We start from the raw sequence: 13,000 nt of genomic DNA, 5'->3' as shown, positions 1-13,000 counted from the left end.
TACTCAATCCACTGCTTTATCTGATGCATACCAACGACAAGGAGGCAACGCATGTTCAAGAAGATTCTGGCAGCACTGGTTACCGTGACTCTGGCACTCCCGCTGAGTGCACAAGCAGCACCGATCGTCATCAAGTTCAGCCACGTCGTGGCCAATGAGACCCCCAAAGGGCAAGCCGCCAACTACTTTAAAAAGCTGGCCGAAGAGCGCACCAAGGGGCGGGTCAAGGTAGAGGTCTACCCCAACAGCCAGCTCTTCAAGGACAAGGAAGAGATGGAGGCGTTGCAGATGGGTTCAGTCCAGATGCTGGCCCCTTCCCTGGCCAAATTCGGACCATTGGGCATCAAGGAGTTCGAGCTGTTTGATCTGCCGTTTATCTTTGACGACTATGCGGAACTGCATAAGGTAACCCAGGGACCGGTGGGTGCAAAGCTGCTCAAGAAACTGGAAAGCAAAGGCCTGATCGGCCTGGCCTACTGGGATAACGGCTTCAAGGTCATGTCTGCCAACAAGCCACTCAGAGTGCCGGGGGACTTCAGAGGCCTCAAGATGCGGATTCAATCATCCAAGGTTCTGGACTCCGAAATGCGTTCAATGGGAGCCATGCCGCAGGTTATGGCCTTCTCCGAGGTCTATCAGGCCCTGCAGACCGGTGTTGTTGACGGCACCGAGAACCCGCCATCCAACCTTTACACCCAGAAAATGCATGAAGTACAAAAGTACGTCACCCTTTCGAACCATGGCTACCTGGGTTATGCCGTACTGGTCAACAAGAAGTTCTGGATGGGGCTGCCGGCTGATATCCGGACCATTCTGGATGGCTGTATGAAGGATGCCACCGTTTTTGCCAACAATGTTGCCAAAAAGGATAACGACGAAGCATTGGCTGCTGTCAAAAAATCAGGGCGTTCACAGCTCATCACCCTGACCAAGCAGGAGCGCGCTGCCTGGAAAAAGGCCATGGACAAGGCCCACAAGGACAATATGTCACGGATTGGTGCTGATGTAATCAAGGAAGTCTACAAGGAGACCGGTTACAGCCCAGACAAATAGGCGTAATCAAGTAAAGCCGCTGCTCCACCTGCAGCGGCTTTACTGCGTCCGGAGCCTTTTTGTGACAGAAGTAATCCAACGCAGGAGATAGAGATTATGATGAAATACCTTGACCATCTGGAGGAATGGATCATCACCTCCCTTATCGGTGCAGCAACAATTGTTATTGCCGTTGCCGTTACCCGCCGCTACCTCATGGGCATCCCGATCCCTGCCTTTCAGGACTGGCTGCTCGGCTTCAACATGGCCTGGGCCCAGGAACTCTGCATCTACATGTTTGTCTGGATGGCCAAGTTCGGGGCTGCCTACGGCGTCCGCACCGGCATTCACGTCGGGGTGGATGTCCTAATCAACCGCCTGCCCCCCAAATGGTGCAAGACTTCAGTACTGATCGGCCTGTTCAGCGGCGCCGTTTTTACCGGCATTATCGCCACATTGGGCGCCAACTTTGTCTGGGAAAACGGCATGCACTACTCCATGCTCACCAGATTCGGACTGCCTATTCCGGATGATCTCTACGAAGGGCCGATTACGCCTGACCTGGAGTGGCCAACCTGGGCTGTCTACCTGGCCATCCCTTTAGGCTCATCTCTGATGTGCTTCCGTTTCCTGCAGGTAGCATGGACCTTTGCCCGCACCGGTGAACTGCCACATCACGACCACTCGCACGTTGACGGCCTGGATGATGAAACAGTTGATGCAACTGAGGCACTTGAGGAATACGAAGCACATAAATTTGATCCAAAGGTTGAAGAAGGAGGTGTCAAATGAGCGCGCACGCTAACACACAGGTGCTATTGACACCTAAAAAGGCTGCTATCTGGGTAATCGGCATTCTGTGTTCACTGGTGGCCATCGCCTCCCTCGGCAATGTCGGTATTGTTTTTGCCTTGCTGATCGGACTGATGCTGACCGGCATGCCGATCTCCATCTCTCTTGGCCTGACGGTCTTGACCTTTCTCTTCTTCATGTCCCATGTGCCGCCTGAAACCGTGGCCATGAAGCTGTTCACCGGCATTGAGAAGTTTGAGATCATGGCGATTCCGTTCTTTATTCTGGCAGGCAACTTCCTGACCCACGGCGGTGTTGCCAAACGAATGATCCGTTTTGCCACCTCAATGGTTGGTCACTGGCATGGTGGCCTGGGCCTGGCCGGGGTTATGGCCTGTGCCCTGTTTGCAGCCGTCTCAGGCTCAAGTCCGGCCACGGTAGTAGCCATCGGCTCAATCCTGCTGCCGGCCATGGTCAAGGCAGGTTTCCCCAGAAACTTCGGCGCCGGGGTGATTGCAACCTCGGGTTCATTGGGGATCCTGATTCCACCTTCAATTGTCATGGTTATCTATGCAGTTGCCACCAACACCTCTGTTGGCGCACTCTTCATGGCCGGCGTGATCCCCGGTATCATGCTGGCAATCCTGCTGGGTTCCGTGGCCTGGTACCGGGCACGCAAGTTCGACTACCCACGTTTGCCCAAGGCAACCGCCAAAGAGCGCCTGAAGGCCTTCAAAGAGAGCATCTGGGGCTTGTTACTGATTGTAATCGTACTGGGCGGGATCTATTCCGGCGTATTTACCCCCACCGAGGCAGCGGCCATGAGTGCAGTCTACGCCTTCTTTGTGGCGGTATTCGTCTACAAGGATATGACCTTTAAAGGTATCCCCAAGGTACTGCTGGACTCTGCCAACATGTCAGCCATGCTGCTGTATATCATTACCAATGCGGTACTGTTCTCTTACCTGATGACCTCTGAGCAGATCCCCCAGATCATGGCAGATTGGATTCTGAATCATAATCTGGGCGTGGTTGCCTTCCTGTTGGTGACGAACGTGCTGCTGCTGCTGGCCGGTAACGTGATGGAGCCCTCCTCGATTATCCTGATCCTGGCACCAATCCTGTTCCCGGTTGCCATGCAGCTGGGAATCGACCCGGTGCACTTCGGTATCCTGATGACCGTCAACATGGAGGTCGGCATGTGCCACCCGCCGGTTGGCCTGAACCTCTATGTTGCCAGCGGCATCACCAAGATGGGCATTTCAGAGCTGACCATGGCGGTGCTGCCGTGGCTGATCGCCATGGTGATCTTCATGCTGTTGATTACCTACGTTCCGATCATCTCACTCTGGCTGCCCCGCATGCTGGGATACTGAAAAAACGGTAAGTAACTACGTACGTATCAACAAAAGGCCTGTCGTCAGACAGGCCTTTTGTTGATACTCGCCATTTTTGTACAAGACAAAAATCACCCCCATTGCACCGAATCTGCTTCACATCCTGATCATCTGCAGCTGAAAAGTATCTTCCAGAATATGCAGTAACAGATTTACCCCTTTGAAGGCATCCCGCAACTGTTCCCGCTCCCGTTCAGTCAGCACCAGCGGGTTGACATAATTGCCGGGTTGACGGCCTGACTCCAGCGCCCTGAACTGTTTTTCAAGCCGCAGCTTCAACAGAAAATTGAAAGACTGTTCAATCTGATCCAGATCATGGGCGGCAATTTTACCTGTTTCACGCAGCCGTGCAATCTTTTCCCAGCTGGTACCACCCATGCTGCCATAATGCAGGCTCAACAGACTGATCCCCAGCGTCAGGGCAAAGATCCCACCTTTTTTCAGATCAAAGCAACCCTTATGTTCCCCCCGCGATTCGGTCTTGATCCTGCCGAACATTCCCATTGGCGGCTTAAACCTCACGATATTCTTTGCCATATAGGGAAAAAACAGCGAATGCTGGTGGCTGATGGTGATAATATGCTCTCGCAGGGTCTGTTCCAGTTCTTTTGATCCGTGAAGGATTCTCAGATCCTGAAACATACCAAAATTAACCATGTTATCCGCCGAAGGGGTGGTTATCCAACCGGTCAGGATCTGTTTCCAGTCCGACACGCTGTGCCGCCACTCAGGGTTTATGGCCATGGTGCCGCCAGGACAACGGGGTACTCCGATAAACTCCAAACGATCCACTACCCGCTCAGCAAACAGCCTGATCGCTTCATATTCCTGATCCGAAACCGTATCCGCATAGACAATGGCGTTGTCCTGATCAGTCCGCAGGGTCTGTTCTCCCCTCCCCTCACTCCCCAACGCCAGCCAGGCGGCATTTTCAGGTAGCCGTACCCCTTCCAGGCTATCCAGCAGCTCAATGATCCGCAGGGTCATGGCATCATTAAAATGGGCAATCAACGAGATCAAACTCTGGGTATCAGCGCCGCTCTTGGTGGCAAACTGCAGCATATCCATCATCCGCAAGCCGGTTGCACGCAACTGCTCAAAGTTTTCGGTAGCTTCAATCTCCTGGGATAGATACAGCGGACAACGGGTCTGCACCCGCAGCAGATCGGTATTGGTAATAACGCCAGCCAGACTGCCATCACTGTTCAACACAACCAGCCGATGAATATTGTGCTTAGCCATTCTGAAGATCGCCTTGAAGAGATAGTCATGCCGTCCGATGGTGATCAGGCTGGTACGCATTACCTGTTTCACCGTAAGAGCGGCAATCCCCGACAGATTGTGGGCCACCAGTTCACGCAGATCTCGCAATGAGACAATCCCAACCGGTGCCGTCCCCTCCACCACCACGATCCCCGATATGTCGTGTTGGTGCATCAAGTCAGCCATTTTCACCACGGTCGTGTCTGGCGTACAGGTAACAGGAGGCCGCTTACAGAGATAATCCACGGCGATGAAGAAGAAACTGTCCTGGTTGATCGGGATATCTGGCATGCTGCCTCCCTGGCCATGCACGGCATTAGTGACACTGTCTGCACCTACTGTAACCTGAATTCAAGGAAAGTAAAGCCACTCTCAGCCGCCTTCGATATTTTTAAACACCGGTTTACCAAAATAGATTTAAACCTATAATTACTTTTTATAACAATCCATCAAACATGTCTGTTTTTTATAAACAGTTTTTTATTATTTCAAAAATATCAAAGAATATAGCCGCATTACCCACACCAAAAAGGCAACGCATTATACATAACAATTTATAATTACAATATTTTTTTAATTTAATTCATTTTAAAAAATTGTATTGACTAATTTAAAACATAATATTATAAACGACACATGAGTTGATTTCGGCACTTTTAAAACACAAGTTGATCAAACCTGATCCACATGAGAGAAAAGGCACGTTATGCTGAGGTTATTGGCCCGCATAGTGATTTTCACCATGATCCTGACAGCCCCCCTGTCCTACACCGGGGACAAGTGTCCGGACTTTAGGCCGGACTTCAGGAGTCAGCCACAGGTTCAGGAAAGTCGCCGTGTCTCCATCAACCGGGCAACCGCTGTCCAAATCCCGCTCCTCCCAGCCACTCTACCCCTAACCACCTCCACTACCCGTCCGGTCCTGTTGTCCGTTGTTCAAATCAAATCAATCCCCTTGCTGCCACTGCATGGTCGAGCCCCACCACAGCACTTCTCCCGCGTATCCTGATTTTTCCCGTTAAGCCTTAATCAAGCAGCTGCTGAAACATGTTGCTGGAGCACCACTGCCACAATCCGGGGCTGGTTCGCTCACGCCAGCACATATAAAAATGCTTAGAAATCAATAATTTAAAGTTGTTTAGTACAACACAACTATAGTCATAGAGAGTGAGGTTCAACCATGTTGAAACGTTCCTCTGCATCGATGCAGACAGATAAAGCCGCAAACAAGATCCTTGAGTTGCTTGAGATCCTGGCTGAATCAAACGACGGCCTCGGACTGCATTTTCTGGCGGGTCATATCAATCTGCCCCGCACCAGCACAGCCACCCTACTCAACTCTCTTTGCAAGAATGGCCTGGTTGAATTTGATGAACAACTGGCGGTCTACCGTCTGGGCCTCTGTTCCGTAGCGCTGGCCCAGAAGATGCTCATGAAAACCAGTGTTATCAACTATGCCCATCCAATTCTTGAGGAACTGGTCCGCAGACATGGTGAGTCGGTTTACATGGCAGTACCCCGCGACAACGATGTGCTGTTTCTGGATATGGTTGATGGAGGGCAGCCGCTCAAAACGGCTCCGCTGGTCGGACGTCAGGTTCCGTTTTTCACCAATGCAGCCGGCAAGGTGATCCGCGCCCTTGACTCCCGCGACCTGCTGAAGAAGCTGTTAAGAAAGTGCGGACGGCAGAAGCAGGGAATACCCAACCTTGAACAGCTTGACTCAGAGCTGGAGACAATCCGCTCACGTGGTGTTGCCGTTGATTTTGGTGGATTGGGAGAAGGAATCATCAGCGTGGCTGTGGCTGTACGCGACTATACCGGCAAGGTGATTGGCGCCATTACCCTGATTGGTCCATCGGTCAGAATGCTGACTGAGCGGCTGGAAAAGGAAATCATACCTTCATTGCAGGAGGGGGCTGAGATCCTCTCAGGAAAATTCGGCTATGCACCGGCGTAAACAACAGGAACCAAATTTAGTGAAAGGAGGCGATTGATCAAGGAGAGTTTCAAGGCTCGTCTTTTCATGCAGTTTCACTTTTACCAAGGAGGCACGTTATGTCAATTCATGCAACAAAAGAGTTACAGGCATACTGGAAAGAGAACCTGGTTATCATTGCTGTCCACCTGGCTATCTGGTTTTTTGTCTCGTTTTTCTGTGGAATCATGGTTGTTGACCAGCTTGATCAATTTATGATCATGGGCTTTCCAGTCGGGTTCTGGTTTGCAAATCAAGGATCAATTGTCATTTTCGTAATCCTGATCACTACCTATGTCTACATGATGAACAACTTGGACAAGAAGTATGACGTGCACGAAGGGTAAGAATCCGATGTGTACCGCGTTGACACAATTTTATTCAATAACATCACGAGGTGACAAACTATGAGCATTCTTACCTGGACCTGGATTCTCACCGGGCTTAGTTTTGCCCTGTACATCTACATCGCCTATGCATCACGGGCAAAATCAACCGGTGACTTCTATGCAGCCGAGCAGTCAGTCCCAGCCGTTCTGAACGGCATGGCAACCGGTGCCGACTGGATGTCGGCAGCCTCCTTCATCTCCATGGCCGGCCTGATCTCGTTCATGGGACGGGATGGTTCGTTTTATCTAATGGGCTGGACCGGCGGCTATGTGCTCCTGGCCATGCTGTTCGGCCCGTACCTGCGTAAATACGGCAAGTTCACCATCCCCCAGTTCATGGCTGACCGTTATTATTCCAACAGCATCAGGGTCATTGCGCTTCTCTGCGCCATCTTTGTCTCATTTACCTATGTGGCTGGCCAGATGCGGGGTGTTGGCGTGGTGTTTTCCCGTTTCATGGGGGTCAGCATCAACCAGGGGGTTATCATCGGTATGGCTCTGGTCTTTTTCTATGCCACCCTGGGCGGCATGAAAGGGATCACCTACACCCAGGTGGCCCAGTATGTGGTTTTGATCATAGCTTACCTTGTACCGGCAATCTTTATCTCCATGCAGCTGACCGGCAATCCGATTCCCCAGCTGGGCATGGGATCAACGATCTCTGCTGAAGGTGCCGCTAAGCTGAACGACATGACAACCCAAGGCAAGTATCTTCTGGATGTTTTGAACAATATCCAGAAGGATCTTGGTTTCAGCGCCTACACCAATGGAGTACGTCCCAGGATTGACGTCTGGTTTATCACCATGTCCCTGATGATCGGTACTGCCGGTCTACCCCACATCCTGATCCGTTTCTTTACCGTTCCCAAGATGCGGGATGCCCGTTCTTCTGCCGGATGGGCCCTGTTCTTTATTGCCCTGCTCTACACCACGGCACCGGCAATTGCCGTGTTTGCACGCACCAACTTTGTAAAATCAATACATAACGTCAAATATGTTGATGCCCCTTCCTGGTTCAAAAACTGGGAAAAAACCGGTCTGGTCGGCTTTAAAGACAAGAACGGCGACGGCATCATGACGATTGCCAAAGGCGATGTTAAAGACCCCAAGAGCAAGAACGAAGTCAAGATTGACCGCGACATCATGGTGTTGGCCAACCCTGAAATCGCCAAGCTGCCCAACTGGGTGGTTGGCCTGATCGGTGCCGGCGGTCTGGCCGCCGCACTTTCGACTGCGGCTGGTTTGTTGCTGGTCATCTCAGCCGCCATCTCCCATGACTTAATGAAGGGCATTATCACACCCGGCATGTCTGAATCAGCTGAATTATGGTGGGCCCGTGGCGCAGCCGGTGTGGCGGTTTGCATTGCCGGTCTGTTTGGAATTTACCCGCCAGGCTTTGTGGCACAGGTGGTGGCCTTTGCCTTTGGTCTGGCGGCTGCCTCCTTCTTCCCCTGTATCCTGATGGGTATCTTTAACAAAAAGGCCAACAAAGAAGGTGCCATGGCCGGCATGATCGTTGGTATCATCTTTGTTGCCGCCTACATCAGCTACTTCAAGTTTGTGAATCCGGCTGTCAACAATGCACAACACTGGTGGTTCGGTATTTCACCGGAAGGTATCGGTGCGGTTGGAGCAGTGTTGAACTTTGTGGTGATGTATGTGGTGGGCAAACTGACCCCGGAACCACCACAAGAGATTCAGGATCTGGTTGGCAGTCTGCGCTACCCGGGCAAACTGGTTACACCTCCTTCAGCCGGCCATTAATACGCTGCTGACGGTTTCTATGCACTGAGATAAGCGGCTGTCGCTAACACGGCAGCCGCTCTTTTTAAACATGGCGGTCTTTATATAAAGGAGGTATGGTATGCACCACTCGGCTACGACCATAGAGAGAAAAGAAAACATGATTCTGAAAACCATCCGCAGCTTTAACGCAGGGATTCTCGCGTTCATCATGGGCATCAAGTTCCGTTCTATCGGTGCACTAATGCTTTGTAGCTTTGCCGGATTAAGCCTTACCTCGACAATCATACCAACGGCCCTCTCCTTTAACGGCATTATGGATGATTTTTCTGCCCGCTGGGGTCTGGGCGGATTTGCGGTTTACTCCATGATGTCCTGGGCGGTTGGTGGCTGGGCCGCGCAGAAAACCGGCAGCAGAAAACTGGGTGCCATTATTCTGGGGGTTGTCGGCCTGGTAACCGGCCTGCTCTTTACCGGAGTTGGTATCGGCACAGAGGCAAAGACTCTTCTGACCGGCGGTGCTGCAGCGCTGCTGTACGGTGCCATCGGCGGCATGATTGTTGCTGACGCCTTAAGAGATCCACCAGCCGACCCGGAAAACCCGGAGGCCTCAACCGGTTGTATCGGCGACTTGCCAATGTTCCGTTACTTCAAAAAATAGCGATCAACAACCGCACACCGTCCGGTTCAGCCCCCTTTTCGCTGATGCCGGCGTGAGCCATGGTTGTAATTAAATTAGTATGTTCCGGAGAGATCATCATGCTGACCATGCTTATTGTTGTGTTCATAATTGCCTATGCTGCCATTGCCCTTGAGCATCCAATCAAAGTCAACAAATCTGCCTCGGCTCTGATCGGCGCCGGTCTTCTCTGGACTATCTATGCACTGTTTACCGGGGATCACCATCTGGTGGGGGAACAGCTGAATGAATCTCTGGCAGCCACTGCCCAAATTGTGTTCTTTTTGATGGGGGCCATGACCATTGTAGAGGTGGTGGATGCCCACAACGGCTTTGAGGTTATCACCTCCCGGATCAAGACCACCAAACTCTCGACCCTGATGTGGCTGGTCGGCTTCGTAACCTTTTTCCTCAGCTCGGTGCTGGACAACCTGACCACCACCATTGTCATGATCTCATTGATAAAAAAACTCTTGGACAAGCATGATGACCGGCTCTTCTTTGCCGGGATTATTGTGATTGCCGCCAACGCCGGTGGTGCATGGTCACCGATTGGCGACGTCACCACCACCATGCTCTGGATCGGCGGACAGATCACTACGCTGGAAATCATGAAGGGGGTCTTTATCCCTGCCATGATCAATATGATTGTACCACTGGCCATCACCAGCTATATCCTGCGGGGGCGTGAAGTAGTCAGCCCGGCCTCAGCACATGGGTCCGGTCACGGTCCCCATCAAAAGACCACCCCTTTTGAACAGAACCTGATGTTTACCATGGGGATCGGCATCCTGGTGGCAGTCCCGATCTTCAAGACCATAACCCATCTGCCGCCATTCATGGGTATCCTGTTCGGCCTGGGTATCCTCTGGCTGGTGGGTGAACTGCTGCACAGCAAGAAAGAGGATGAGCACAAGGAACACCTGACGCTGGTGCGGGCCCTGAAGCATATCGACATGAGTTCGATTGTCTTTTTTATCGGTATTCTGCTTGCCGTGGCCACCCTTGAACACACCCATATCCTCAGCAATCTGGCCAAGTGGCTGAACCAGGCCGTGGGGCGTGAGGACGTGATTGTGTCCATCATCGGCATGGTCAGCGCCATTGTGGATAACGTGCCGATTGTGGCTGCCTCAATGGGGATGTACAGCATGGCCCAGTATCCGCCGGACAGTTTCCTGTGGGAATTCATGGCCTACTGCGCCGGAACCGGAGGATCAATCCTGATTATCGGCTCTGCAGCAGGTGTGGCGGCCATGGGCCTGGAAAAGATCCACTTTTTCTGGTATGTCAAACGGATCAGCGGTCTGGCCCTGGTGGGCTATTTTGGCGGTATTGCTGCCTACATCATACAGTACAAACTGTTTCACTAGGAAAGAGTCTCCTTTCGATCAGTCAAGCCTTGATAGCTGGTCGAAAGGTACCACCATGAATAAACTTACCTGCTTGATATCTCTGCGGCGCCTGGCCCAGACCCTGATCACCGTTCTGATGCTGATCTCCCCCTTGTCCTTTTCAACGGACAAGGTCACTAATTTTACGTACGAATGTCCGGTTTCTACCACCTGCACCATCAAATCCAACCGCCGCATCACCCTGCAGCGCCAGTTTACTGCTGCGCTTGTTTCGCCTGCCCCTGCAGTCACCAGCAGCTATGCTGTCACGGCTCCCCGCACCCCCGCTGTTGATCAACACTGTTTTCCCTCCCACGGACGTGCTCCACCGGCCTGACCGTTTCCGACACCCCACACTACGATATTTTTGACGTTCTTTCGTATCTTCATCTCACGGCCCTGAGCCAGAGAGGGGGGAGGTATGTTTGAAACACTGCGTCAATGGCTGCAGACCTATTTTCATCACGCGCAGACTGAGCAAACCGGCTGTCTCTGTTGTGGCCGCTGCTGCGAATCATTCGGGGGACATCTGCATGCGTCAGCACGGGATCTGGCACGCTGGCGGCACGAGGGGCGAGATGACCTGCTGAACCGGGTCAACCGTCTGGGCTGGATTTGGGTTGATCCTGAGACCAAGCAAATGTTGTCCCCATGCCCGTTTCTGCAACAGCTGGATGAACAACGCAAAGGCTGCAGCATCAATGCAACCAAACCGGACATCTGCCGTGATTATCCGACGCTGGCCCACGGGCATCACTGCCTGAGCGGCGTATTTTTGAAGTGGTGACGCTACCTGACACCTGATTTGAAAGGAATTGCCTACATGAAGAATAGTTGCCTGGCAGCACTGTTATTGATAATGCCGGCCATACCGGCAGCAGCCTCCGGCTCCGCCGGAGAGATCCAGAACCTGACCGGCAGCGGCATGGGTATCCTTGCCCTGGTACTGTTTGTCGCCGCCTATGGGCTGGTAATTCTGGAAGAGAAGCTGCACCTGCGCAAAAGCAAGCCGGTGATCGTGGCAGCCGGTGTTATCTGGATACTGGTAGCAATCGCCTACCAGGCCCTGGGCAGACCTGACCATGCCCACAGCGCCATCATTCACAACCTGACCGAGTATGCCGAGCTGTTCCTGTTTCTGCTGGCGGCCATGACCTACATCAACGCCATGGAAGAACGTAATATCTTTCAGAGCCTGCGTTCCTGGCTGGTGAACAAGGGGTTTACCCTGCGCACCGTGTTCTGGCTGACCGGACTCTTGGCCTTTTTTATCTCCCCGGTGGCTGACAACCTGACCACAGCCCTGCTGATGGGTGCGGTGGCCATGGCCGTTGGGGGCAGTAACACCCGCTTTGTGGTGGTGGCCTGTATTAACATTGTGGTTGCAGCCAACGCAGGAGGTGCCTTCTCCCCCTTTGGTGATATCACCACACTGATGGTCTGGCAAAAGGGCAAGGTTGAGTTCTTTGAATTCTTTGCCATTTTTATCCCCTCTGCGATCAACTGGCTGATTCCGGCTGCCTTGATGAGTATGGCTGTTCCCAAAGAGCAACCGTCAGTTTCAAATGGCACCGTACGGATGAAACTCGGCTCCAAACGGATCATGGTCCTGTTTCTCCTGACCATTGTGACCGCAGTCTCGTTTCACAACTTTTTACATTTGCCACCGGCAGTGGGGATGATGCTGGGACTGGGGTATCTCTCCTTCTTCTCCTACTGGTTGAAGAAGAAAGAGCATCGCCTGCTGTCCGGCGACAATCCGCTGGATCTGACCGGTCATCAGCATGAAGCCTTTGACCTGTTCCGCAAGATTGCCAAGGCAGAGTGGGACACCCTGTTATTCTTCTACGGGGTAATTCTTTGTGTAGGAGGTTTGGGGCAGTTCGGCTATCTGGCTGTAACATCAAACGTCATGTACAACGGACTGGGCCATACTGCGGCCAACGTACTGGTGGGCATTCTCTCCGCCATTGTTGACAATATCCCGGTCATGTTTGCGGTACTGACCATGGATCCCCAGATGTCCCACGGCCAGTGGCTGCTGGTCACCCTGACCGCCGGAGTTGGCGGCAGCCTGCTCTCTATCGGTTCAGCAGCCGGAGTAGCCCTGATGGGATCCGCTCGTGGTGTTTATACCTTTGGAGCCCACCTGAAATGGACCTGGGCCATTGCCCTGGGTTATGCAGCCAGTATCCTGGCGCACCTGTTCCTGAACGCGAACTATTTTACCCATTAGAAGTAGATGGCAAAGTTAATAACAGGGTTTCGCCTGAAATTCACAAATAAGGCTGACTTGACAAACATCGGTTTGATTCTACAGTTACATAGTTATC

At 52.3% G+C, this 13,000-nt stretch carries 12 protein-coding genes; 11 read left to right on the top strand and 1 reads right to left on the bottom strand.

Annotation, left to right across the window (positions count from 1 at the left end):
* Positions 1-51 precede the first annotated feature (51 nt).
* The 3 genes from FY034_RS08045 to FY034_RS08035 all read left to right on the top strand — a co-directional run bounded on the left by FY034_RS08045 (position 52) and on the right by FY034_RS08035 (position 3,200).
* Positions 52-1,053 (top strand): TRAP transporter substrate-binding protein, encoded by a 1,002-nt coding sequence (locus FY034_RS08045; RefSeq protein WP_265555032.1) that lies wholly within the window; start codon positions 52-54, stop codon positions 1,051-1,053.
* A 96-nt stretch (positions 1,054-1,149) separates the two neighbouring features.
* Positions 1,150-1,824, top strand: a complete 675-nt coding sequence (locus FY034_RS08040) for a TRAP transporter small permease (RefSeq protein ID WP_265555030.1) — start codon at positions 1,150-1,152, stop codon at positions 1,822-1,824.
* Positions 1,821-3,200, top strand: a complete 1,380-nt coding sequence (locus tag FY034_RS08035; protein ID WP_265555029.1) for a TRAP transporter large permease — start codon at positions 1,821-1,823, stop codon at positions 3,198-3,200. The genes FY034_RS08040 and FY034_RS08035 overlap by 4 nt, the downstream gene beginning before the upstream one ends.
* A 117-nt stretch (positions 3,201-3,317) precedes the next feature.
* On the opposite strand, the gene FY034_RS08030 is transcribed toward FY034_RS08035, so the two are convergent.
* Positions 3,318-4,775 (bottom strand): DUF294 nucleotidyltransferase-like domain-containing protein, encoded by a 1,458-nt coding sequence (locus tag FY034_RS08030; protein WP_265555026.1) that lies wholly within the window; start codon positions 4,773-4,775, stop codon positions 3,318-3,320.
* Between the two features lie 889 nt (positions 4,776-5,664).
* Between FY034_RS08030 and FY034_RS08025 the strand changes: the two genes are divergently transcribed.
* From FY034_RS08025 to nhaD (FY034_RS07990), 8 genes are all read left to right on the top strand, one after another.
* Positions 5,665-6,444: an IclR family transcriptional regulator gene (locus tag FY034_RS08025; protein WP_265555024.1), complete on the top strand. Its 780-nt coding sequence runs from the start codon at positions 5,665-5,667 to the stop codon at positions 6,442-6,444.
* A gap of 98 nt (positions 6,445-6,542) precedes the next feature.
* Complete coding sequence (locus FY034_RS08020; protein ID WP_265555022.1) at positions 6,543-6,809, top strand: DUF4212 domain-containing protein; 267 nt, start codon at positions 6,543-6,545, stop codon at positions 6,807-6,809.
* A gap of 60 nt (positions 6,810-6,869) precedes the next feature.
* Complete coding sequence (locus FY034_RS08015) at positions 6,870-8,615, top strand: sodium:solute symporter family protein (RefSeq protein WP_265555020.1); 1,746 nt, start codon at positions 6,870-6,872, stop codon at positions 8,613-8,615.
* 100 nt (positions 8,616-8,715) lie between these two features.
* On the top strand, positions 8,716-9,255 hold the full coding sequence (locus FY034_RS08010; protein ID WP_265555019.1) for a hypothetical protein: 540 nt from the start codon (positions 8,716-8,718) through the stop codon (positions 9,253-9,255).
* A gap of 98 nt (positions 9,256-9,353) precedes the next feature.
* Positions 9,354-10,646, top strand: a complete 1,293-nt coding sequence (nhaD, locus tag FY034_RS08005; protein WP_265555018.1) for a sodium:proton antiporter NhaD — start codon at positions 9,354-9,356, stop codon at positions 10,644-10,646.
* Positions 10,647-10,701: 55 nt separating this feature from the next.
* Positions 10,702-11,004: a hypothetical protein gene (locus FY034_RS08000; protein WP_265555017.1), complete on the top strand. Its 303-nt coding sequence runs from the start codon at positions 10,702-10,704 to the stop codon at positions 11,002-11,004.
* Positions 11,005-11,088: 84 nt separating this feature from the next.
* Complete coding sequence (locus tag FY034_RS07995; RefSeq protein WP_265555015.1) at positions 11,089-11,454, top strand: YkgJ family cysteine cluster protein; 366 nt, start codon at positions 11,089-11,091, stop codon at positions 11,452-11,454.
* Positions 11,455-11,490: 36 nt separating this feature from the next.
* Positions 11,491-12,903: a sodium:proton antiporter NhaD gene (gene nhaD, locus FY034_RS07990; protein WP_265555014.1), complete on the top strand. Its 1,413-nt coding sequence runs from the start codon at positions 11,491-11,493 to the stop codon at positions 12,901-12,903.
* Positions 12,904-13,000 lie beyond the last annotated feature (97 nt).

This window comes from Trichlorobacter lovleyi, assembly GCF_015239775.1.
Classification (GTDB): Bacteria; Desulfobacterota; Desulfuromonadia; order Geobacterales; family Pseudopelobacteraceae; genus Trichlorobacter; species Trichlorobacter lovleyi_B.
The sequence above is the reverse complement of the archived record's forward strand: the minus strand, read 5'-3'. Positions and strand labels throughout refer to the sequence as shown.